This is a genomic window from Achromobacter sp. RW408 (assembly GCF_003184165.1).
Taxonomy (GTDB): Bacteria; Pseudomonadota; Gammaproteobacteria; order Burkholderiales; family Burkholderiaceae_B; genus Achromobacter; species Achromobacter xylosoxidans.
Genome location: NZ_QHHO01000022.1, coordinates 181566 through 203074, shown reverse-complemented (window position 1 = coordinate 203074; position 21509 = coordinate 181566). Strand labels below are relative to the sequence as shown.

Here is a 21509-nt window from a genome sequence, read left to right as displayed (position 1 = left end):
GGCAATCCCCAACTTTACCGCCATCGCGGCCCGACCATGGGGGACCGGCGGCCGCCGCGTCAGAACGGCGTTTCGATCGTCTGGCGCGCTTCTTCGCGGACCCGGTGCAGGATGTGCCGGCGCATCTCGCCGACCTGCCGGTCGAGCGCCAGCGCCTCGATGTCGCGCGGGCGTCCGGCGGGCACCGCCAGGTCCTCGACGATGCGCCCGGGCCGGGCCGACATGACCAGGATCCGGTCGGCCAGGAACAAGGCTTCGTCGACGTCGTGCGTCACGAACAGCACGGTGGGGCGGGTCGCGGCCCAGATGTCGCCCAGCAGTTCCTGCATCATCATGCGGGTCTGCGCATCGAGCGCGCCGAAGGGTTCGTCCATCAGCAGGATGCCCGGATTCAGGATCCAGGCCCGCGCCAGCGCCGCCCGCTGCTGCATGCCCCCGGACAACTGCCAGGGCGCATGACGCTCGAATCCCTTCAAGCCCACCCGGCGCAGGTACTCGCGCGCCTCTGGCAGGTAGTCTTGCGGACTCGCGCCCGCCATGCGTGGGCCGAAGGTAATGTTGTCCAACACCGACAGCCAGGGGAACAGGGCCGGCTTCTGGAACACCACGCCTCGCCCGGGGCTGGGGCCGCGCACTTCGCGTCCATGCGCCAGCACCGCCCCGCGGGTGGGCGGCTCGAAGCCGGCGACCAGGTTCAGGATGGTCGACTTGCCGCAACCCGAAGGCCCCAGCAGGCAGACGAACTGGCCTTGCGGAATCGCCAGCGATACGTCTTCCAGGGCTCGTGTGCGCGCCTCGCCGCGCCTGCCGGACAGTCCGAAGTCCTTGCCCGCGCCGCGCAATTCGATCACGTTCTGCGGGATGCTCATGCGTCTTTTCCCGTCCAGGGGGCGAAGCGCTTCTGCGCCGCCAGCAGCAGGACGTCCAGCAGATAGCCGATCAGGCCCAGCAGCACGATTCCCAGGATGACGACGTCGGTGCGCAGGTAGTTGCCGGCATTCAGGACCATCCAGCCCAGGCCGGTATTGGCGGCGACCAGCTCCGCCGCAATCAGCGCGGTCCAGCCGATGCCCAGCGACAGCCGCACGCTGGTGAACAGTTCCGGCAGGGTATGCGGCAGCACGACGTGGCGGAACACCTGCGCGCGGCTCGCGCCCAGCACCTGGGCCGCGCGCAGGCGCGCGGCGCTGACGCCGCCGACCGCGGCGGCGGCGCCAACCAGGATGCTGAGGAAGCTGGCGATGAAGATCAGGAAGAACTTGGAACCTTCGCCGATCCCGAACCAGACCACCGTAAGCGGAATCAGCGCGATCTTGGGCAGCGGCCGCAGGAACTGCACGAAAGGATCAAGCACCGCCGAGAGGGCCGGCGACATGCCCATCAGCAGGCCCAGCGGCACGCCGATCACGATGGCGGCCGCGAATGCGACGCCCGCGCGGGCCACGCTGGTGGCCGTGTGTTCCCACAAGGAGGTCTGCTGATAGCCGTGCATGGCGACGTCCACGGCGGTGCGCAGGACCTCGGACGGGGGAGGCAGCAGCAGCGGGTCCGTCCACCCGAATCGGGCCGACAACTGCCATGCGATCAGCGCGAGGGCCACCGAGGCCGCGCTGATCGCGTAACGATATGCCTGTTTCATGCCGCTCAGTTCCCCGCCTGCCGCAGGAATGACGCATTGTTGAACGGCACGAAACTGGCCGGCACGCGGGTCGACTGCAGCTGCCCGGCCTTGACCAGGAACGCGGCGGTCTCGGCCTGGGCGCGGGCAATGCCGGAGGGCGCGCCGTCGGCGCTCGCGCCCAGGTATTCGGCGGAGAGCAGTTCCGCGATGGTCGGATACTCCATCCCGCGCAGCGCGGTGCGCACCGAGTCCACGGGCTGGTCGAGCGTGGCGGCGATGGTGGCGGCGGCCCGCTCGGGGTCCTGCCGGTATTCCTCGACCTTTTTCTGGTAGTTCTTCAGGAACGCGGCGACCAGTTGCGGGTACTTGGCGGCGAAATCCTTGCTGACGACGAAATTGTTGTAGATGAGCACGCCGTCCTTGCGCAGGTCGCCGGTGGAAAACACCACGTGGGCGCCGTCCGCGACCAACTGGGCCTTGGCCGGATCCCAGGCGTAGGCGCCGTCGATGTCGCCGCGCTTCCAGGCCGCCACGATCTCAGCCGGCTTGAGCGGCACGAGCTTGACCTTGGCGCGGTCGGCGTGGCCACGGTCGAGCAGGGCTTCCAGCGCGTACTGGGCGGTCGAATTGGGCGGGTAGGCGATGGTCCTGCCTTCGATTCCCTTGACGTCTTTGATGTCCGCCCGCACCACCAGTTGTTCGGCCGTGGTGATGATTTCGGGCACCGAGATGAGTTCGATCGGCAGGCCCTGCGCATACCCGGACACCGCCGGATTGGAGCCGAAGCGGGCAATGTCGATCTGCTTGCTGGCGAACAGCGCGAGCACGTCCGCGCCGGTATTGAACTGCACCCATTTCACGGGCACGCCGAGCGCCTGGTCGAACGATTTGTCCGCCTTGCCCAATACCCATACGCGCGGCGCGCCGGCCCAGGCGAAGCGCACTTCCGCCGGCGCGGCCGTGGTGTCGGCGCTGGCGGTTGCCGCGAGGGTCGCGGCCGCCAGGCCGAACAGGAGTTTGGTCGTCAGGGATTTCATGGATGGCTTCCTGCAATCAGAAAAGCCGCAGATTGTGGGATGTCTTTCCGCTCGGGGAAACTACCGAATTTTCATAAACATAGAGTTGCGCGCGAGACGCGAGCGCGGGCCATGGCATGCCATGCCGATATGAAAAGAATGTCGTTCACGCCCCGCGCCGCGCTTGCTATGCTGTCCGGTCCGCCCGTTTTCCATTGCGCCGCCGCCCGCCACCTTCATGAGTCCCCCCTTGCTGCCCGATTTCGAGGACGTGGTCGCTGCCGCCGACCGCCTGGCCGGCCACGCCCTGCGCACGCCGGTGCTGCGCTCGGCGGCGATGGATGCATGGGTCGGCGCCGAATTGCACTTCAAGTGCGAGAACCTGCAGCGTACCGGCGCCTTCAAGTTCCGCGGCGCGTTCAATGCGCTGGCGCGCTTGGACGCCGGCCAGCGCCGCCGCGGCGCCGTCGCGTTTTCGGGCGGCAACCACGCCCAGGGCATTGCGCTGGCGGGGCGGATGCTCGACATCCCGGTCACCGTGGTGATGCCGCGCGATGCGGCTGCCTCCAAAATGGAGGCAACCCGGGCCTGCGGCGCCCGCATCGTCCTGTACGACCGCCGCGCCGACGATCGGGAAGCCATTGCGCGGCGGCTGTCGGAAAGCGACGGGCTGACCCTGGTTCCTCCTTATGACCACGCGGACGTCATTGCCGGACAAGGCACGGCCACGCTCGAATTGCTCCAGGAGACGGGTCCGCTGGACGCGCTGTTGTTGCCGCAGGGCGGTGGCGGCCTGCTGGCGGGCGCGATCCTCGCCGCTGGGCGGCTCGCGCCCCAGTGCCAGGTCTACGGCAGCGAGCCGGAGGCCGGCGATCACGGCCGCCAGTCGCTGCGGCGCGGCGCCGTGGTCCACATCGCGCCGCCGGAAACCATTGCCGACGGCGCCCGCGCCCAGCACCTGGGCGCGCTCACCTTTGCGTTGATCCGCGACGGCGCGGCCGGCATCGTGGCCGTGCCGGACCGCGCGCTGATCGAGGCCATGCGCATGTTCGCGCAGGCCATGAAGCTGGTGGTCGAGCCCACCGCTTGCCTGGGCCTTGCGGCCGCGCGCCATGGCGGCCTGTCGCTGCGAGGCAAGCGGGTCGGCGTGGTGGTAACCGGCGGCAATGTGGACCTGCCGCGCTACCTGGCGCTGCTGGGCGCGGCGGACTCGGACGGCGTGGACGCCGACCTATTGGCAACCAGATCCAGTTGACGTTCGACAATCCGCCGGGTTCCTCGCCGCAGGCGCAGGCTGGCGGCCTGCGCACCCTGGCAACCAGCGCCAAGCGCTCGCCCGTGCTGCCGGACGTGCCGACGCTGGCCGCGGCCGACGTGCCAGGTTATGACGTCTAAGTGTCGTTCGGCGTCGTGGCGCCCCCGGCCATCGCGGGGCCGCCGCGCTTGTGGGGAATTGCTGGCGCTGCCGGTCCGATCGGGGCCGGCCGCCGTCGCGCCGATACGGCAGGCGCTGGACCGCGCCGCGCCCGGCCAGGCGCGCGACGACCTGGCGGCGGCGCTGGCCCGCCTGGACGCGTCATGACGCGGGCTGGCCGTCGCTTTCGGGAGCCAGGCGTCGCATCGTGGCTTCGCTGACGCCGGTGGCGCGCAGCTCGTCGGCGAGCCGCTCGGCCCGTTCGCGCTGGCCGGGCGGCATGTGGGTCAGGAGCATGTCGCGATACTGCGTCATCTCCTCGTCCGGCGAGGCAATGGCGCTGATCAATGCGAAGGCGGCTTCCAGGTTGCGCGGCACGCCGCGTCCTTCGGCGTACATCACTCCCAGGCCGAACGTCGCCTGGCGGTGGCCTTGCGTGGCCGCCTTGCGCATCAGGCGCACGGCCTGCGCATCATCCTGCGGGACGCCATCGCCGTTGGCATACATCACGGCAAGGTTGAACTGCGCTCGCGGATAGCCCTGGTCGGCTGCTTTCCCGTACCACGCCCGGGCCGACGCGAGGTCGCGCGGCACGCCGCGTCCGAAGTCGTATTGCCGCGCCAGGTTGTACTGTGCCGTATCCAGACCTTGCTCGGCGGCCCGACGGTACCACTGCACAGCCTGCGATTCGTCCTTCGGCACGCCCAGTCCCTGCTCATACAGCGTGCCCAGCGTGTCCTGGGCCGGCGCATGGTCCTGCTCGGCGGCTTTGCGCAACCATTGCGAGGCCTGCAAATCGTCCTGGGGCACGCCCCGGCCGGACAGATAAGCGCCGCCCAGGCGGTCCTGCGCGGCGGCATTCCCCTGGTCGGCGGCGCGGCGCCACCACTGCACGGCGAGCTTATCGTCGGCGGGCACGCCACTGCCGGTGAAGTACATGGCGCCGAGATTGTTCTGCGCCTTGGGCAGCCCCTGTTCGGCGGCCTTGCGGAACCACTCGACCGCCTTGCCGACGTCGCGCGGCCCGCCCAGTCCGTCCGCGTACATGACGCCGAGGTTGTTCTGGGCCTCGGCGTGGCCCTGGGCCGCCGCCAGGGCGAACCAGCGCCTGGCCTGGGCATCGTCCCGCCGCGGGGCAGGGGCGTCGAAGAAGTGGTCGCCCAACTGATACCGGGCCTCGGCGTAGCCCTGGTCGGCGGCGCGGCGCCACCATTGCACGGCCAGGTCTTCCTGGCGCGCCACCCCCTGGCCCTGGGCGTACATCCGGCCGAGCATGGTCTGCGCTTCGGCGTTGCCCTGGACGGCGGCTTTCTCGCACCATTGCGCGGCAAGCGCGTAGTCTTGCGGCACGCCGCGACCGTTCGCATACATCACCGCCAGATTGAACTGCGCGCCGGCGTCCCCCTGGTCGGCGGCGCGGCGCAACCATGCCACCGCTTGCGCATCGTCCTTCTCGCCGCCTTGCGCATTCGCGTACATCAGGCCCAGGCCGTCTTGCGCGCCGGCCGCCAGCGGCCCGCAGCATAAGGCCAGCACCAGGAGCGCCGCGGGCCATCGCGCCGGGCGGCCCGGCTGGCGCCGCCGGATGCGTTGGCTGCCCCCGCCGGGGGGGGAACGAACCGAGGAAATCAAAACCACGTCTTGCTCCTGAATCGCGCGGATCGCCGCAAACGTGGAAGGGGTTCCACGCTTTCCGCCGCATCCGCAAGGTGGACGACAGGCCGGGCGCTATTGGCCCGTGCCCAGGGACGTCGCGTGCCGCGCCGCGATCCATGACAATGACCCGACGTCGGCGCCGCCGGTCTCGATGACGTCGGTGCCGGCCATCATCAATCCGTAGCCGTGCTCATCATCCCAGGCGCAGCGCAAGTCCAGGCCGATGTAGGGCCCGCCGTCGACGGGGTGGAACGTGATGCTGTTCAGGCGGATCAAGGTGAGCAAGGTCTGCTCGTCCCAGTGCGGCGGCAGGCGGAAGGCATCATCGTCCAGCACGATGCCATCCTGCTCGGCGCGCAGGCGCGGCAGGTCCGCCAGCATGGCATCCACCACCGCGCGGTGGAATGCGGCGTCATGGTCCAGCAACCATCGGGCCGCCGCGATCATCATCGGCGCCGGCTGCTCGCCGGAGCCATCATCGTTCTCGAAAAAGGCGATGACTTCACCGTCCTGCGCGAGCCGGTCGTGGCGGGCGTGGCCTTTCGATGCGGCAAGGGCGCTGGCGCCGCGCAATCGCGACGTCGCGGGCAGCGGCAACGCCGCCAGCCAGACGCGCCAGGCGCTGTTCGGCCCATAGAGCGTCGGCAGGCCGGGCACCGATAGCGGCACGTAGTCCGGTGGAATCTGGTCGGTATGCATCGGTTTGCTCCTTCGTTCCGGGTCGGGCATGGGCCCGCCTCAATCGGCGGTTGCGTGGGCCAGGGCGGCCCGCGCCGCCAGCAGGGCCACGTCGGCGCCGGCGGGCGCGCCCGCCACCGCGTCGCGCACCCGTTGCGCCAGGGCGCCGTTGAAATCGGCCGCGATATCGTCGCGCACCGTGATGCGCCGCTTGGCCTCGTCGAGCCGCATGTCCGGCGCCACCCCTGTCCCGTCCAGCCGGGCGCCGTTGGCGCGGTGGACACGGTGGGTGGTGACGATCAGCGCGCCCTGGCCGGCGGGCAGCGGCAGGACGGTCTGGATCGTGCCCGCGCCCAAGGTCTTCGCGCCGATCAGCAAGGCGCGGCCGTGGTCCTGCAGGGCGGCTGCCACGATTTCCGCGCCGGCGGCGGTGCGGCGATCGACAAGCACCACCATTGGCACGCCACGCGGCACGAGAGGATCGCGGGCGCGCAGCGCGCGAACGTTGTCCGGGGCGCGGCCGCGCAGGCTGCCGATCACGGACCCTTCGGGCAGCGCCAGGCCGGCGACCTCCTCGGCCGCGTCGAGCAGCCCGCCGGCGTTGCCGCGCAGGTCCAGCACCAGGCCCGCCAGCGGCGCGGCGGCGCGCGTGGCCGCCGCATCGACGGCATCCCGCAGCTGGCCGCCGGTTCTGCTGTCGAAGGCGGAGTTGCGGATCACCGCGACCGCGCCGTCCAGTTCCCAACGCACCGTGGGCGGCGCCTGCACCGGCCCGCGCACGGGTTGCGCCATGATCGCGCCAGCCGTGCCCGGCCGCCGCAGCGTGAGCATGGGACGGGTGCCGGGCGCGCCGCGCAGCAGGGCAACGGCTTCGGGCAGCGGCAGGCCCGCGGTGGCGCGGCCGTCCACGCGGGTCAGGATATCGCCGGCCTGGATGCCGGCTTGTTCACCGGGGCCGCCAGGCAGGGGCCGCACGACGGTCAGGGCGCCGTCCCGGATCGACAGTTCGAGGCCCACCGATGCAGGCGGCGGCGCCAGTTCGGCGCGGGAGGCGACGCGGCTATAGGGGTCAAGGCCGGTCATCATGCCGCGCAGGGCCGCATCCAGGGCCGCCTCGCGCGGCGCGCCGTCGCCAAAGCGCAGGATCTCGCCGGCCAGGATGCGGGTCTGGGGGGTAATACCCTCGGCCTGCCTGCCGGCCAGGATGGCCTGTTCAATCCCGGCCTGGCGTGACGGCGCGGCCGCCTCGGGCAGCGCGCCGAGCGCGCGCAGGCCGCGCACGGTCAGGGCGCCCGAATCGAGCGGATCGACATACTGGTTCACCACCTGGGTCATGGCGGCCGCGAGCGTGGTTTCGATCTCCTGGCGTTCGAGGGCCGCGGCGGGCGTAGCCTGCGCGACGGCGCCCGCCAGCAGCAGGGCGCGCAGTGACCGCCTCAGCGGGAAGCTGCGCCCGTTCAACGTTCACTGCCTTGTCGCGGACCCCGCCGCGCACGGCGGGATGGCAGCGGCCGGGGCGGGCGAGGGCGGATCAAGCCCGGTCTCCTGGCGACGACGGGGATGACCGAAGGGAGGGCGCAGTCCTGTCGGGCCGGGCGATGCACCAGAAGCTGGCGCCCACCAGGGCGCCCAGGACGGCGGCGGACAAGGGCACCCCGGGGCGCGACACGACGGTGTCGGCCAGCATGTACAGGGCCAAGCGCAGGTCGCCGGGGCCGAACAGCGAGGCGATGAGAAGCGCGGCGCACCAGCCGGCCAGGCCGATGGCGGTGAAGGCCAGCACGTAGGGCGCCAGCGTGACGCGACCGCGCCGCCGCAGCACGCGATGCGCCGGCAGGCCCAGCACGGCCATGGCGATGGCGCCGGCCAGCAGGCCCAGCAGCGTGGCCATGAGGGTCCAGTCCGGCTGCCCGCCGGCGCCGATGAAGCCGGGCTCGCGCCAGAAGAGCCGCGCTTGCAGGCCCAGGAACAGGGCGGTCCAGAACGGCCCGGCCAGAAAGGCAAAGAGAAGTCTCGTCATCCTGGGCAGGCAAACGACTGCCGCAGCGCCTCGCTCACGAGCGGACCGGCATTTCCGCCGAGACGGCTGGCGGGCAGTGTGGACAGGTAGCTGTACACCCTGTCCTTCAGTTCATGCGGCAGCACGCCGCCGCGGGTGCACCAGGCCGTGCCTTGCGTCAGGTCGGCGATCCCGAGCACATAGGCTTGCGCATAGGAGGAAGAGAACTGGCGGCCAAGCGATGCGTCGCGAATCTCGGAGGGCATCCGGCCTTCCAGGGCCGCGACCAGCTCGGCGCCGGTGAAGTGCCAGGTCCGGGCTGCCTGCGCCTGGCAGGTGGCGAAGGCGGAGGCGGACAACATGATGATCAACGCCAGGCGTTTCATTGGCAGCTTCACCCTTCGGCCCGACTGGCGGCCCTGAGATCGTGTGCATTCGGTTGTCGATGGATGCGTGGGATCTTAGCACCCGTGGCCGGGCAGGCCATGCCGGCTCTCGGCACACAGACAGGGTGGATGTAGAGCGCGGCCGCCATCCCCGGCGTCCGGATGCTTGCGGCCGGCATGCCGGAGATGCGCCTCAAGCTCGCCTCGCGAGCGGAAATTCCGGCGATTTTCGCGCTTGATACCCTCAGATCAAGGGGAGCGCTGGCGTTTAGTTATATTTAATACATATGGTGTATGATGTATAACAAATAAGGAAAATTACTCACGATAAGATTCCATTATCGTGAGTAAATAATCGATATTTGCCCAGGAAACCCGCCATGGCCACCGGAATCACCGAACAGGACGTCTGGCGCGCCGCCGATGCCTTGCTGCTGGAAGGGGCGCGCCCCACCATCGAGCGCGTGCGCCAGAAGATCGGCCGCGGCTCGCCCAATACGGTCAGCCCGCACCTGGAAACCTGGTTCCGCGCATTGGGCGCCCGGATCCAGGACCCGGGCGCTTTCGCCGCGCCGACGCCGGTGCCGCAGCCCATCGCCCAGGCCGCCGCGCACTTCTGGGAGGCCGCCCTGTCGGCGGCCAGGGCCGACCTTGCCGCCGCCAATCGCGAACGCGAAGACGCGCAACGGGCGGAAGACCAGCGCCTGGCCGACCTGGCCGCGCAATTGGCCCGGCGCGAGGCGTTGCTGGCCAGCCGCGAGCGCGACCTGGAAGAAGCCCTGAAAGTCGCGACCGGGCAGTTGGCGGCAACGGAAGCGCGCCTGCGCACGGCCGAAAGCCAGCTGCGCCAGCGTGACGAGGCGCTGGCCCACGGCCAGCAGCAGCTTGCCGATGCGCGCGCCGCCTTGCTGGCCCAGGTAGCCGATGCCGAACGCGGCCGCCAGGAGCAGGCCGAGGCGCTGGCGGCCGCCCATGCGCGCCACGCGGCGCATGAACGCCGCTGGCTCAACGATCTGGACGCCGAGCGCGGCAATGCCAAGCGCCTGCAGGCGCGCCTGGAAGACCTGCTGGCGGCCCGCCAACAGCAGGCCGAGCAGTCGCGCCAGGCCCTGGCGCAAGCGGCCGAGCGCCTGCATGCGGCCGAGGCCGAGGCCGCCGAGCGCCTGCGTGTGGCCGAATCCGAGGCCGCCGCGCAACTGCGCGCGGCGCAGGCCGAGGCCCAGGCGGAGCAGGGCCGGCGGCTGGCCGAACTGGCCACGGCGCGGGAAGCGCTGCAGGCATCGCGCCGCCGCGAGCAGGAGCTGGCCCAACGCCTGGCGGCCGCCGAAGCGCAGCAGGCCGAATTGATGGCGCAACAGAAAGCCCGCGACGCGCAGCTGCTGGAACTCACGCGCCACCTGATTTCCGCCCCCGCCGCGCCGCCGCCCGCGGCTGGCGGCGCCGCCGCCTGAGGCCGCGCCGCGCCGCGCCCGCCGAAGTTCGGATAAATTCATACACGGCCAATCCGCCGCCTGGAGTCCAGCTTGAACCCGAACCCACGTCCGCCCGCGGATCTTGCCCGCAACCTGCTCGTCGTCGTCATCCTCTCGGCGCTGATGATCGGCAGCCTGTATGTGCTCAAGCCGTTCCTGTTCGGCTTGATCTGGGCCACCACCATCGTGGTGGCGACCTGGCCGGTGATGCTGGCGGTGCAACGGCGCTGCGGCGGCCGCCGCTGGCTTGCCACCGTGGCCATGCTGATCGTGCTGCTGGTGGTGATCGTGCTGCCGCTGTACCAGGCCATCTCGACGCTGGCCCTGCATGGCGGGGCCATCATGACCGCGATCAAGGGCCTGCCTGACTATGCGCTGATGGCGCCACCGGGCTGGGTGCGCGGCATTCCGCTGGGCGGCGAGCGCATCGCGCATGAATGGCAGGCGCTGGCCGACGCCGGCGCCGGCGGCCTGCTGGCGCGGCTGGAGCCGTACATCACCATGGCGGCCAAGTGGCTGCTGAGCAATGCGGCCATCGTCGGCGTGTTCGTGATGCACATGCTGATCACCATCGTCATTGCCGGCATTCTCTACAGCCAGGGCGACGTGGCGGCGAATTTCATGCAGCGCTTCGCCAACCGGCTGGCAGGGCACCGTGGCGTGGCGGCGATCCGCCTGGCGGGCCTGTCGATCCGCGCGGTGGCGCTGGGCATCGTGGTGACGGCCGTGGTGCAGTCGGCGCTGGGCGGCCTGGGCCTGTGGATCGCCGGCGTGCCGGCGGCAGGCATCATCACGGCCTTGATGCTGATGCTGTGCCTGGCGCAACTGGGGCCTTTCCTGCCCCTGCTTGGCGGTGTGATCTGGCTGTTCCAGAACGACATGAAAGTGGCGGCGGTCCTGCTGCTGGTATGGGCGGTGCTGGTCACCATGCTCGACAACCTGCTGCGGCCGCTGCTGATCAAGCGCGGCGTGAACCTGTCGATGCTGCTGATCCTGGCCGGGGTGCTGGGCGGCATGTTCGCCTTCGGCATTGTCGGCCTGTTCATCGGCCCGGTGATCCTGGCGGTGACCTCCACACTGCTCAAGGCCTGGGTCGACGAAGTGCCGCCGCCGGCCGCCGACGCGTCGCTGGCGGCTCGCCCGTCCGTCGAGCCCTGAGCCGCGCAAACTGTCCCGCACGGGCCGCCGTGGGAAAACCGCGTAACATCCGCGCCAGGCCCCATGCCTGCGCCGAGAGCGCCGCGCGGGGCCGGTCTGTTCCCGCCTTTCACGCTGTATTCGAGATGACGATATTTCCGCCGATTTCCCGATCCATCCATTTCCCGGTCCTCCTTTCCTGCGCGAGCCGGCCATGAGCGACAGCGTCCGCCTGGCCAAGCGGCTGGCCGCCGAGCAATCCTGTTCCCGTGGCGACGCCGAACGCTACATCGAGGGCGGCTGGGTCGCCGTGGACGGCAAGGTCGTCGAGGAACCCGGTTTCCGCGTCAGCCCTGGCCAGGTTGTCGTCCTGCTGCCGGGCGCGCGGCTGGAAGAGATGCGGCCGGTGAGCATACTGGTGCACAAGCCGGCGGGCCTGTCGGCGTCGGACCCGGCGCATTCGGCGCTGGGCCTGGTCGTGCCCGAAAACCTGATGCCGGGCGACCGTTCGGGCCAGCGCTATCTCAAGCGCATGTTCAACGGCCTCAAGCTGGCCACGCCGCTGGAGCGCGCGGCCAGCGGGCTGGTGGTGTACACGCAGGAATACGCGGTCGCGCGCAAGCTGGTGGAAGAGGGGCGCCACGTCGAGCAGGAATACATTGCGCAGGTGCGCGGCACGCTGGACGCGGTCGGGCTGGCGCGACTGCAGCGCGGCCTGGCCTATGAGGGCCGCCCGGCCACGCCGATGAAGGTCAGCTGGCAGAACGAAACCCACCTGCGCTTCGCGCTCAAGACGCCAGCCCTGGGTTTCATTGAATACGCCTGCGACATGGCGGGGCTGGAACTGCAGGCCCTGCGCCGTATCCGCATCGGTCGACTGCCGATGGCCGGGCTGGCGGTGGGGCAATGGCGTTATCGGCTGGAATACGAGCGCTTCTGACAACTTAAAGTGATTTCTGGAATAACTTAAAGTGTTTTCTCGAATAACTTAAAGTGAATTCTAGAATGAGGCGCTGCGGATTCAGCGTCGGGACGCCTGAGCCAGCGAGTTGCAGGTGGCCGCAAGGTCCGGGCTTTTTCTCATGTAAATTATAGACAATTCCAATAAGTAATTGATAAATAAAACAATATAAAACGAACAAGGATCCAATATGGCGATACGGCCTCGCGAGTCTCAAGTCCCGATCGATCCCGCGCGACGCGGCCTGCTAAGGGTCGCGGGCGCCCTGGGATTGTCCAGCCTGGCGCTGGCGGGTTGCGCGAGTCGGGTGACGCCTTCGGGAGCCGGCCCGGCCGCGACCACGCGTGACACGGCGGCAAGCGGTGCCGCGCCCGGCCGCGACACGGCCGTGTCCGCCTTGCGGCCGGGCGGCCGGGTGGCGATCGTGGCGCCCGCGTCGGCGGCCGACGGGGCGGCCCTGGACGCAGCCGAATGGCTGCAGGCGCGCGGCTACGAGCCCCGCATCATGCCCGCCGCGCTCACGCGCAGCGATGCGCCATACGACTACCTGGCCGGCGATGACAATGCGCGCCTGAACGACCTGCACTCGGCGTTCGCCGATCCCGCGATCGACGCGATCTGGTGCCTGCAGGGCGGCTTCGGCTCATGGCGGCTGGCCGACAGGCTCGACTTCGACCTGCTGCGCCAACATCCCAAGCCCTTCATCGGATACAGCGACATCACGGCGCTGCATCTGGCAATGCAGCGCCACGCCGGCTTCGTCACTTTCCACGGTCCGATGCTGGCGCAGGACCTGCTGGCCGGCAAGGAGGAACCCACCGCCAGCCACGTGCTGGCCATGGTGGGCGGGCAGATCGGGCAGGGCGCCTGGATCGACGCGCCGCCCGCATCCAATCCGGTGGTCCTGGCGCCGGGCGTGGCCAGCGGCCGGCTGGTGGGCGGCAACCTGGCGCTGATCGCCGCCATGATCGGCTCGCGCCATGAGATCGCCACGCGCGACGCCATCCTGTTCATCGAGGACGTCAACGAGGCGCTGCCCCGCATCGACCGGCTGCTGTGGCAGTTGCGTTCGGCGGGCAAGTTCGACCATATCAAGGGCGTGCTGGCGGGCAATTTCACCCGGCTGGGCCTGCCGATGGGCGACGCGCCGGGCCAAAGCCAGTTGTTTCCGCTGCTGCTGGAACAGTTCGGCGGGCGCGGCATACCGGTGCTGGCGGCCTGGCCCAGCGGCCACGGCGATCCCAACCTGACGCTACCGCTTGGCGCGAAGGTGACGCTGGACACCCAGCGCCGCGGACTGCGGCTCGATCAGGCGGTGGCGCGGTAAGCGCGCCGCCCCGTGCCGGAGCCCCACGCATGAATGATTTTTTCCAGGCCCTGGGCCGCCAATTGAAATCCCCGCATCGCTCGCGCGCCAGCGAGCGCCATGCCCGCGCCAAGGCATTCCGCTGCGTCTGCGGCCAGCAGGTCTTTTTCAACAACAGCGAATGCCTGAACTGCCACCGGCAACTGGGCTTCGACCCGAAGCGCGGCCACGTCCTGGCGCTGGATCCCGGCAAGGCAGAGGGGCTGTGGATCGAAGCCGGGCGCGCGCGCGGCCGGACCTTCAGGCGCTGCGCCAATTACGCCTCGGCCGCGGCCTGCAACTGGCTGCTGCCGGCCGCGGCCAGCGGGTCGCTCTGCCTGGCCTGTGGCCTGAACCGCACCATTCCCGATTTATCCGTCGCGGAAAACGGCCCGCTATGGGGCAAGGTGGAAGCCGCCAAGCGCCAGCTGGTCGCCCAGCTCCTGACGCTGGGCCTGCCTATCCGGCGCTCGCAGGCGGCGGGCGACGGCGGCCTGGCGTTCGATCTGCTGGCCCCGGCGGCGGACGGCGCGCCGCTGCTGACCGGGCACAACCGCGGGCTGATCACGCTGAACATCCGCGAGGCCGACGATGCCTACCGTGACCGGGTGCGCGAGGCGATGCATGAGCCTTACCGCACGCTGCTGGGGCACTTCCGCCACGAGATCGGCCATTTCTACTGGGACCAGCTGGTGGCCGGCGGCCCCTGGCTGGCGCCGTTTCGCGCCGTGTTCGGCGATGAGCGCGCCGACTATGCGCAGGCGCTGCGGCGCAATTACGAGCAAGGTCCGCCGGCCGACTGGGCGGGGCGTTTCATCAGTACCTATGCGTCCTGCCACCCGTGGGAAGACTGGGCCGAGACCTGGGCCCACTACCTGCACATGATGGACACGCTGGACACCGCCATCAGCTTCGGCGTCACCCGCGTGGCCGTGCAACAGGCCGTTGAGCCTTTCACCCGGGTATCGCTGTACGATCCGGACGATCCCGAAGGGCAGGGCTTTCTCGACCTGGTCAACGCCTGGGTGGCGCTGACCGGGGCGCTCAACGAGCTGTCGCGCAGCATGGGGCAGCGTGATTTCTATCCGTTCGTGCTGCCGGCCGCGGTGGTCGGCAAGCTGCAATTCGTGCACCGGGTGATCCGGGCCGCGGCGCGCTAGGCCCGCGGAGCCCGGCGCCGCCGCGGCGCTAGATCCGCCGCGCCGACCATTGCCCCTTGCCCGCGGCGTTGCCGCTGATGGCGTTGCCGTCCACTTCGCCGGTGTAGCGCACGCCATCGACGGAGAACGATATCCTGCGCCCGTCCATGCGCGCATCCGTGATCTCGCTGCCGCCCAGTTTGCCCGTCAGCATCTGGTAGCGCTGCTCCAGCAGCAACCGGCGGCCGTCCAGGTCCCACTGGCCGCCGACCTTGGCCGGCACGATCCACAGCAGCGCGTTGCAGTAGGTCTGGCAGGCCTCGGTAACCGTTTCGGAGGCGTCCGGCTCCCAATCGCCCATGCGGAAGGTGTTGGACACGATGCGGGTGCCGGGCGCCAGTTCCAGCAGCCGCGGCCGCAGTTTTTCATTGATGGTCGACAGCAGGAACATGGTGATCACGTCCGCCTGCGACAGGTCGGTCTCGAACAGGTCCGCCACCTCGAAGGTGGCGCGGTCGGCCACGCCCGCCTTGGCCGCGTTGCTGCGCGACAGGGTCACCAGGTCGGGGTTGTATTCGATGCCCTTGGCCCGCAGGCCGCGTTGGGCGGCGGTGATGACGGTGCGGCCATCGCCCGAGCCCAGGTCCATCAACCGGTCCCGCGGCGTGACCCGGGCCATGTCGAGCATCTTGTCGACCAGGGCCTGCGGGGTCGGCACCCAGATGACGTCCTTGCCGTCCTGGCCCACGTCGGGCACGTAGGCGTCGGTCTTGGCGGGGGGCTCCGCGGTTACGCCGGCGGCGCGCGCCTCGGCCAGCAGCGAAATGGAGAAGGCCAGGGCCAGCGCCGACCCCAGGGCGGCCCAGCGGCGGGCGAACGGAACGGACGATAGGGCAGCTTGCATGATGAAGACTCCTTGGGCGGACGGAAAAAAGGGCGTGGCGGCAAGGGCCCCGGCGGTCAACCGGGCGGCTCGGCCGGCGACGCCCCGGCGGGCTTGAGCAGGCGCAGCACCGGGACGCCGACCGCCAGCACCGCCAGCCCGATCAGGGCGCCGGCGCCGGCATAGACGGCGCTGGAATAGACCAGCCCGGCGCAGGCCAGCGCCAGCAACGCCGGGGTCAGGGGATACAGCGGCACCCGGAACGGCCGCGGACGCGCCGGATCGAGCCGGCGCAGGCGCCACACGGAGGCCGCCACCAGCAGCATGAACAGCCAGAACACCGGCGCGGTGTAGGCGACCATGGCCTGCACGCCGTTGTGGCTGAAGGCGCCCACCCCCAGCAAGGCCAGCGTGATCGCGCCCTGGGCCAGCAAGGCGCTGACCGGCGCCTCGTTGCGCGCGCTCCAGCCGGCCAGCGCCCGCAGGCGCGGCAGGTCGCGCCCCAGCGCGTAGTAGACGCGCGCGCCGGTGATGATGGTGCCGTTGATGGTGCTCAGCGCGGTGGCGCAGATCACCAGGCTGAGCAGGGCGGCGGCGTAGGGGCCGGCCGCCAGCTGCATCACGGCCGCGCCCAGCGCCGGCGTGTCGCGCAGGCCCTGCAGCCCGAACAGTTCCAGCAGCGCCAGGTTGGTCAGCAGGTAGGCGCCGGTGACCACCGCGGTGCCGATCAACAGCACCCGCGCCATGTTGCGTCCGGGGTTGCGCAGTTCGCCGCTGAGATAGGCGGCCTCGTTCCAGCCGCCGTAGGTCAGCAACACGAACACCATGCCCATGCCCATCAGGCCGGCCACATTGCCTTCCAGCGCTGTTGGCGCCGGCGCCAGCGGCGTCGAGGTGAACAGCGCGGCGGTCAGCACCGCCGCCAGCGCCGCCAATGTCAGGATCGTGAACAGCCATTGCAGCCGCTTCGAGTGGCGCGTGCCGGCCACGTTCAGCGCGGTCAGGCCGATCACCGACAGCGCCGCGTGCGTGGTGGCGCCGTGTTCGCCCAGCGGCAGCAGTTGCTGCGCGTAGTCCCCGTAGATGAAGGCCACCACCGCGATCGCGCCGGTCTGGATCACGGTGCAGCGGGCCCAGGCGAACAGCAGGCCCACGCGCGGCCCCCAGGCGCGCGACAGATAAAGGTATTCGCCGCCGGCGCCGGGATAGGCCGCGCCCAGCTCGGCGTAGCACAGCGCGCCCACCAGCATCACCAGGCCGCCGGCGCACCAGTACGCCAGGTACATCGCCTCGGACGCCGCGTGCTGCGCCACCAGGGGCGGAAAGCCGAAGATGCCGATGCCGATCACCACGCCGACCAGCACCACCGTGGCGTCCATCACCGACAGGCCCGGCGGGCCGGACGCGGCGGTGGCCGCGCCGCCTCGCTCGCCGGCGGCACCGGGGTGGGCGCGCAACGGACGGCGCGGCAAAGACGGCATGGCATTCTCCCGGCAGGTTGCCGCCGCGCACGATGCGCGGGGGCTCGGACTCACGGCTGGAGGGCGTCAGGCGACACGGCCCGTTGGCCAGGGCGTCATCCGGCCTGGCGGGGCGGCATGGCCTGTTTCCAGGCCTGCTGTCCTGACAAGTAGCTGAATAATGAGTGACCCCGGGCGGGGAAAGAAAGTTTCTACGGGATTTCCCGTAGCGGTGAATGGCGATGCGCGTGCCTCCGGCCGCGGCGGGCCGGCGGCACGCGCACAAGGCGCCAGGCGGGCGCTGCCCGCGGCAGGAAGGAGGCGGGCGGCCTCAGGGCTTGCGCGGCGCGGGCTTGAGGCGCGAGGGCACTTCGTCCAGGTCGCTGCACACGGCCAGCACCTCGGCCGGTTTCTTGCTCAGCGACAGGTAGACATGGCCGATGCCGCTGTCGAAATAGGCGGATTCCAGCCGGTTCAGCACCACGCTGTCGCCGTTCTCGAACTGGATGCGCACCTTGCCCGACAGCACCAGCGCGAACTCCTGCCCGGGATGGCGGATGTAGTCCTCGAACTCGACGACCTCGCGCGCGTCGATCAGGGCCAGCATGGGCATCATCTTCTTGCCCGGGTATTCGCCCATCAGCAGCCGGTAGTGATAGTTCTCGGTGGCGTAGTCGCGCGCGTCGCTGAGCTTGTTCTTGACGTAGGTGGGAGCCACCTCGGCCTGGGCCGCGTCGCCCAGCATGAACATGCGCGTCATGTCGATGCCCAGCGCCCGCGCCAGCGCGGCGAACTTCTCGTAGCTCAGGGCGATCTGGCCCAGCTCGGCCTTGGACAGGGTCGAGACCGCGATGCCGCTGGCCTGCGACAGGTCTTGCAGGGTCATTTTCCGGGCCTTGCGCTCGGCGCGCAGGCGCGCGCCCATCACTTCCTTGCCCACGATGTCGGGTGGGGCCGTATTGCGAGCGGAGGGAGGGGCCATGTAGCGGTTTGCGTCCAGGGTTGGGAGGGGGCGGCACGCCGCCCCGTTCACGCCGGATTGTAAGGGCTGGCGCCGGGCTCAGGCGGCCGTGCGTGCGAGCACGCGGCCGGCATGCTGGCCGGTGAACGCCTGCTCTTGCCAGACCGGCGCGCCGTTGACGTACACGGAATGGATGCCGGCGGCGCGCTCGGTGGGGCGTTCGAAGGTGGCGGTATCGGCCACCGTGGCCGGGTCGAACACCACCAGGTCGGCGAAGTACCCGGCCTGCAGCTGGCCGCGCCCGGCCAGGCCGAAGCGCGCGGCGGTCAGGCCCGTCATCTTCCATACCGCCGTCTCCAGCGGGAACAGGCCCAGGTCGCGCGCATAGTGCCCCAGCACCCGCGGGAAGGTGCCCCACAGGCGCGGATGCGGGCGCTCGTCGTGCGGCAGGCCGTCGGAGCCGATCATGGTCGGGCCGAACGCCAGGATGCGCTGCACGTCGGGTTCGTCCATCATGAAGTAGATGGCGCCGGCCGGCTGCAGCTCGGGCACCACGTCGTACTTGGATTTGCCGCGCTCGGCCGCGACTTCATCCAGGTCGCGCCCGCTCAGTTCGGGGAAGGGCTTGCACCAGGTGATGATGGTGCGTCCGGCCAGCAGCACGCGGTCCTGCTTGAGCATGGTGGAGCCGGCCACGTAGGGATACGCGTCCAGCGAGACGTCCTGGCGCGCCATGGCGGCCTCGATCAGCGGCAGCGTCTCGCGCGAGCGGCCGAAATTGGGCTGGCCCATGACCTTGTGGTGCGAGATCACCACCGGCACGTCCAGCTCGCGGCCGATGCGGAAGGTTTCCTCCAGCGCGGCCACGATGTGCTCGCCTTCGTCGCGCATGTGGGTGGCGTAGATGCCGCCATGCGCGCTCAGCGGCCGGCACACCTCGATGATCTCTTCGGTGGTGGCGCGGGCGGCGGGCGGGTAGAAGGCGCCGGTCGAAATGCCGATGGCGCCGCTGGCCATGGCTTCCTCGGCCAGGTCCCGCATGGCCGCGATTTCCTCGTCGGTGGCGGCGCGCTGCAAGTCCGGCATGACCGCGGCGCGCAGCGTTGAATGGCCCACCATGCAGGCGGCGTTGACGGCCGCCGGCGTGGCCCGCAACGCGTCCAGGTAGTCGGCGAAGCGCTCGAAACGGTACGAACCGCCTTCGTCCAGCAGGTCCAGGGGGGCGGGCGGGTTGGCGTGCGCCAGCGGTGCCAGGCTGATGCCGCAATTGCCCGTGACCACCGTGGTGACGCCCTGCGAGATCTTGGGCGTCATGTCGCGGCGCCTGAGCAGGTAGTTGTCGTCGTGGGTGTGCGAGTCGATGAAGCCGGGCGCGACCACCAGGCCCGACACGTCGACCCGGGTGTGGGCGGCGGCGTCCGACAGATCGCCGATGGCGGCGATGCGGTCGCCGCGCACGCCCAGGTCGGCGCGCCGTGCCGGGGTGTTGCTGCCGTCGATGAGGGTGCCGCCCGCGAGCAGCAGGTCGAAGGGCTGGGAATCGGATTGGGACATGGAAATCTCCGGCGGGGCGATCAAGTGGCGAAATGGCAGGCGACCAGCTGGCCGGAGCCGACCGGGCGGGCGATGGGGGTTTCCTGGGCGCAGCGCGCCTGGGCCAGCGGACAACGGGTGCGGAAGGCACAGCCGGACGGCGGCGCCAGCGGGCTGGGAATCTCGCCCTTGAGCACCGCCACGGGGGCGCGTTCGCCCCGGCGGGCCGAGGGCACCGCGGCCAGCAGGGCGCGGGTATACGGATGCGACGGACGGTTGAACACCGCATCGCGGCTGCCGCTCTCGACGATCCGCCCCAGGTACATCACCGCCACCTGGTGGCTGATGTGCCGCACCACGCTCAGGTCATGCGAGATGAACACGTAAGTCAGCCCGAGGTCGCGCTGCAGGTCCATTAGCAGGTTGATGACCTGCGCCTGCACCGACACGTCCAGCGCCGACACCGGCTCGTCGCAGACGATCAGGCCCGGTTCCGGCGCCAGGGCGCGGGCGATGACGATGCGCTGGCGCTGGCCGCCGGAGAACTCGTGCGGGTAGCGGTCGGCGGCGTCCGGGCGCAGGCTGACGCGGGCCAGCAACTGCGCTACCCGTTCGCGGATGGCCTCGCGGCCGTAGCCGAAGTTGCGCAGCGGCTCGCCGATGATGTCGCGCACCCGCATGCGCGGGTTCATCGACGAGAACGGATCCTGGAAGATGAACTGCATGCGCCGCCGCATGGCGCGCAACTGGCCGCTGTTCATCGCGGCCAGGTCGGCGCCTTCGAGCAGGATGCGGCCCGCGGTGGGATCAGTCAGGCGGATCAGGCACTTGCCGGTCGTGGACTTGCCGCAACCGGACTCGCCCACCAGGCTCAGGGTCTGGCCGCGCGCCACCGAAAGGGACACGCCGTCCACGGCGCGCAGCACCTTGCCGCCCTCCAGCGGGAAGTGCTTCTTCAGGTCGGTCACCTGCAGCATGGGCGCGGCGGAGGCCGCCGCGACGGCGGATGGGAAGGGGGCGTCGTGCAGGTTCATCGCGGGTCTTGCTCCTTCTTGGCGGCCGGCGCGGGCTGGCGCGCCCAGCACCAGACACGGTGGCGGTCGCCGCTGGCGACTTCCGGCGGCGCCTCCTCGGCGCAGCGCGGCAGGGCCTCGGGACAGCGCGCCGCGAAGGCGCAGCCGCGCGATTCGGGCGTCACCACCGGCACGATGCCGGGCAGCTCGGCCAGGCGGGCGCCGTGGTCCTGGCCGTCGACGAAGTCGGGCAGCGAGCGGATCAGCGCCTGGGTATAAGGATGGGCGGCGCGGTCCAGCACGTCGTCGACGCTGCCTTCCTCGACCTTGCGGCCGGCGTACATGACGATGACGCGCTGGCACATCTGCGCCACCACGCCCAGATCGTGGGTGATCAGCACGATCGCCGTGCCCAGCCGCGCCTGGATGTCGCGCAGCAGGTGCAGGATCTGCGCCTGGATGGTCACGTCCAGCGCGGTGGTCGGCTCGTCGGCGATCAGCACCTTGGGCTGGCAGGCCAGGGCCATGGCGATCATGGCGCGCTGGCGCATGCCGCCGGACAACTGGTAGGGGTATTCATGCACGCGCCGCGCCGGGTCGGAGATCTGCACCAGTTCCAAGAGCGTCTCGGCCTGCTTCATGGCCTCGCGCCGCGACAGGCCCTGGTGCAGCATCAGCGGCTCGCTGATCTGGCGGCCGATCGTGAAGACCGGGTTGAGCGAGGTCATGGGCTCCTGGAAGATCATCGACAGCTGGTTGCCGCGCACCGCCCGCATGGTTTTCTCGGGCAGGGCCAGCAGGTCGCGGCCGTCGAATTCGACGCGGCCGCGCGCCA

General features: G+C 70.3%; 21 protein-coding genes and 1 pseudogene. 8 read left to right on the top strand and 14 right to left on the bottom strand.

Going from position 1 to position 21509, the window contains the following annotated elements:
* Window positions 1-59 precede the first annotated feature (59 nt).
* The 3 genes from DK459_RS03170 to DK459_RS03160 are packed head-to-tail and all read right to left on the bottom strand — an operon-like array spanning window position 60 to window position 2658.
* Window positions 60-869 carry an ABC transporter ATP-binding protein gene (locus tag DK459_RS03170; RefSeq protein ID WP_006385073.1) on the bottom strand — a complete coding sequence of 270 codons (810 nt, stop codon included), beginning with the start codon at window positions 867-869 and terminating at the stop codon, window positions 60-62.
* A complete protein-coding gene (locus DK459_RS03165) occupies window positions 866-1639 on the bottom strand; it encodes an ABC transporter permease (RefSeq protein WP_020927649.1) in 774 nt (257 codons plus the stop codon). The genes DK459_RS03170 and DK459_RS03165 overlap by 4 nt, the downstream gene beginning before the upstream one ends.
* Window positions 1640-1644: 5 nt before the next feature.
* Window positions 1645-2658, bottom strand: a complete 1014-nt coding sequence (locus DK459_RS03160; RefSeq protein ID WP_024068839.1) for an ABC transporter substrate-binding protein — start codon at window positions 2656-2658, stop codon at window positions 1645-1647.
* 217 nt (window positions 2659-2875) lie between these two features.
* Here DK459_RS03160 and DK459_RS03155 point away from each other — a divergent pair, with 217 nt between their 5' ends.
* The 3 genes and pseudogenes from DK459_RS03155 to DK459_RS31095 all read left to right on the top strand — a co-directional run bounded on the left by DK459_RS03155 (window position 2876) and on the right by DK459_RS31095 (window position 4219).
* Entirely contained in the window at window positions 2876-3892 is a 1017-nt protein-coding gene (locus DK459_RS03155; protein WP_052102941.1) for a threo-3-hydroxy-L-aspartate ammonia-lyase, read from the top strand.
* Window positions 3871-4026 (top strand): annotated as a pseudogene (locus DK459_RS03150) (tripartite tricarboxylate transporter substrate binding protein); the annotation flags it as partial. The gene DK459_RS03155 and the pseudogene DK459_RS03150, both read left to right, overlap by 22 nt.
* A 64-nt stretch (window positions 4027-4090) precedes the next feature.
* Window positions 4091-4219 (top strand): hypothetical protein, encoded by a 129-nt coding sequence (locus DK459_RS31095; protein ID WP_255412753.1) that lies wholly within the window; start codon window positions 4091-4093, stop codon window positions 4217-4219.
* On the opposite strand, the gene DK459_RS03145 is transcribed toward DK459_RS31095, so the two are convergent.
* The 5 genes from DK459_RS03145 to DK459_RS03125 form a co-directional block, all read right to left on the bottom strand.
* On the bottom strand, window positions 4214-5587 hold the full coding sequence (locus tag DK459_RS03145) for a tetratricopeptide repeat protein (protein ID WP_054443405.1): 1374 nt from the start codon (window positions 5585-5587) through the stop codon (window positions 4214-4216). The genes DK459_RS31095 and DK459_RS03145 overlap by 6 nt on opposite strands.
* A 192-nt stretch (window positions 5588-5779) precedes the next feature.
* Window positions 5780-6406, bottom strand: coding sequence for a hypothetical protein (locus tag DK459_RS03140; protein ID WP_070668701.1), 627 nt, complete (start codon window positions 6404-6406; stop codon window positions 5780-5782).
* A gap of 39 nt (window positions 6407-6445) precedes the next feature.
* On the bottom strand, window positions 6446-7846 hold the full coding sequence (locus DK459_RS03135; protein ID WP_038503529.1) for a S41 family peptidase: 1401 nt from the start codon (window positions 7844-7846) through the stop codon (window positions 6446-6448).
* A gap of 70 nt (window positions 7847-7916) precedes the next feature.
* Window positions 7917-8405 (bottom strand): hypothetical protein, encoded by a 489-nt coding sequence (locus DK459_RS03130; RefSeq protein ID WP_006384911.1) that lies wholly within the window; start codon window positions 8403-8405, stop codon window positions 7917-7919.
* Window positions 8402-8770, bottom strand: coding sequence for a Rap1a/Tai family immunity protein (locus DK459_RS03125; protein WP_053497582.1), 369 nt, complete (start codon window positions 8768-8770; stop codon window positions 8402-8404). The genes DK459_RS03130 and DK459_RS03125 overlap by 4 nt, the downstream gene beginning before the upstream one ends.
* 380 nt (window positions 8771-9150) lie before the next feature.
* On the opposite strand from DK459_RS03125, the gene DK459_RS03120 reads away from it, so the two are divergent.
* The 5 genes from DK459_RS03120 to DK459_RS03100 all read left to right on the top strand — a co-directional run bounded on the left by DK459_RS03120 (window position 9151) and on the right by DK459_RS03100 (window position 14845).
* On the top strand, window positions 9151-10221 hold the full coding sequence (locus tag DK459_RS03120) for a DNA-binding protein (RefSeq protein WP_110134448.1): 1071 nt from the start codon (window positions 9151-9153) through the stop codon (window positions 10219-10221).
* Window positions 10222-10293: 72 nt separating this feature from the next.
* The gene (ydiK, locus tag DK459_RS03115) at window positions 10294-11400 is read left to right on the top strand and encodes an AI-2E family transporter YdiK (protein WP_006384915.1); all 1107 of its coding nucleotides are present in this window, start codon (window positions 10294-10296) and stop codon (window positions 11398-11400) included.
* A 193-nt stretch (window positions 11401-11593) separates the two neighbouring features.
* Complete coding sequence (locus tag DK459_RS03110; protein WP_006384916.1) at window positions 11594-12319, top strand: RNA pseudouridine synthase; 726 nt, start codon at window positions 11594-11596, stop codon at window positions 12317-12319.
* A 409-nt stretch (window positions 12320-12728) separates the two neighbouring features.
* Window positions 12729-13667 (top strand): LD-carboxypeptidase, encoded by a 939-nt coding sequence (locus DK459_RS03105; protein ID WP_070541631.1) that lies wholly within the window; start codon window positions 12729-12731, stop codon window positions 13665-13667.
* A 29-nt stretch (window positions 13668-13696) separates the two neighbouring features.
* Window positions 13697-14845, top strand: a complete 1149-nt coding sequence (locus DK459_RS03100) for a putative zinc-binding metallopeptidase (protein WP_006384234.1) — start codon at window positions 13697-13699, stop codon at window positions 14843-14845.
* Window positions 14846-14873: 28 nt separating this feature from the next.
* Here DK459_RS03100 and DK459_RS03095 read toward each other — a convergent pair whose 3' ends face one another.
* The 6 genes from DK459_RS03095 to DK459_RS03070 all read right to left on the bottom strand — a co-directional run.
* Window positions 14874-15728, bottom strand: coding sequence for a cyclopropane-fatty-acyl-phospholipid synthase family protein (locus tag DK459_RS03095; RefSeq protein ID WP_110134447.1), 855 nt, complete (start codon window positions 15726-15728; stop codon window positions 14874-14876).
* A 56-nt stretch (window positions 15729-15784) separates the two neighbouring features.
* Entirely contained in the window at window positions 15785-17086 is a 1302-nt protein-coding gene (locus DK459_RS03090) for an APC family permease (protein ID WP_049054696.1), read from the bottom strand.
* Between the two features lie 412 nt (window positions 17087-17498).
* Window positions 17499-18149: a helix-turn-helix domain-containing protein gene (locus DK459_RS03085; RefSeq protein WP_035181226.1), complete on the bottom strand. Its 651-nt coding sequence runs from the start codon at window positions 18147-18149 to the stop codon at window positions 17499-17501.
* Window positions 18150-18227: 78 nt separating this feature from the next.
* Entirely contained in the window at window positions 18228-19682 is a 1455-nt protein-coding gene (locus tag DK459_RS03080) for an amidohydrolase family protein (protein ID WP_054499034.1), read from the bottom strand.
* Between the two features lie 20 nt (window positions 19683-19702).
* On the bottom strand, window positions 19703-20695 hold the full coding sequence (locus DK459_RS03075; RefSeq protein WP_006384229.1) for an ABC transporter ATP-binding protein: 993 nt from the start codon (window positions 20693-20695) through the stop codon (window positions 19703-19705).
* On the bottom strand, window positions 20692-21509 hold an 818-nt coding region (locus DK459_RS03070; RefSeq protein ID WP_110134590.1), incomplete at its 5' end, for an ABC transporter ATP-binding protein. The genes DK459_RS03075 and DK459_RS03070, both read right to left, overlap by 4 nt.

Coding starts and splice junctions, on each gene's coding strand:
- DK459_RS03170 (WP_006385073.1), bottom strand. CDS start 869: ATGAGCATCCCGCAGAACGTGATCGAATTGCGCGGCGCGGGCAAGGAC.
- DK459_RS03165 (WP_020927649.1), bottom strand. CDS start 1,639: ATGAAACAGGCATATCGTTACGCGATCAGCGCGGCCTCGGTGGCCCTC.
- DK459_RS03160 (WP_024068839.1), bottom strand. CDS start 2,658: ATGAAATCCCTGACGACCAAACTCCTGTTCGGCCTGGCGGCCGCGACC.
- DK459_RS03155 (WP_052102941.1), top strand. CDS start 2,876: ATGAGTCCCCCCTTGCTGCCCGATTTCGAGGACGTGGTCGCTGCCGCC.
- DK459_RS03140 (WP_070668701.1), bottom strand. CDS start 6,406: ATGCATACCGACCAGATTCCACCGGACTACGTGCCGCTATCGGTGCCC.
- DK459_RS03130 (WP_006384911.1), bottom strand. CDS start 8,405: ATGACGAGACTTCTCTTTGCCTTTCTGGCCGGGCCGTTCTGGACCGCC.
- DK459_RS03125 (WP_053497582.1), bottom strand. CDS start 8,770: ATGAAACGCCTGGCGTTGATCATCATGTTGTCCGCCTCCGCCTTCGCC.
- DK459_RS03120 (WP_110134448.1), top strand. CDS start 9,151: ATGGCCACCGGAATCACCGAACAGGACGTCTGGCGCGCCGCCGATGCC.
- DK459_RS03110 (WP_006384916.1), top strand. CDS start 11,594: ATGAGCGACAGCGTCCGCCTGGCCAAGCGGCTGGCCGCCGAGCAATCC.
- DK459_RS03100 (WP_006384234.1), top strand. CDS start 13,697: ATGAATGATTTTTTCCAGGCCCTGGGCCGCCAATTGAAATCCCCGCAT.
- DK459_RS03095 (WP_110134447.1), bottom strand. CDS start 15,728: ATGCAAGCTGCCCTATCGTCCGTTCCGTTCGCCCGCCGCTGGGCCGCC.
- DK459_RS03090 (WP_049054696.1), bottom strand. CDS start 17,086: ATGGACGCCACGGTGGTGCTGGTCGGCGTGGTGATCGGCATCGGCATC.
- DK459_RS03085 (WP_035181226.1), bottom strand. CDS start 18,149: ATGGCCCCTCCCTCCGCTCGCAATACGGCCCCACCCGACATCGTGGGC.
- DK459_RS03080 (WP_054499034.1), bottom strand. CDS start 19,682: ATGTCCCAATCCGATTCCCAGCCCTTCGACCTGCTGCTCGCGGGCGGC.
- DK459_RS03075 (WP_006384229.1), bottom strand. CDS start 20,695: ATGAACCTGCACGACGCCCCCTTCCCATCCGCCGTCGCGGCGGCCTCC.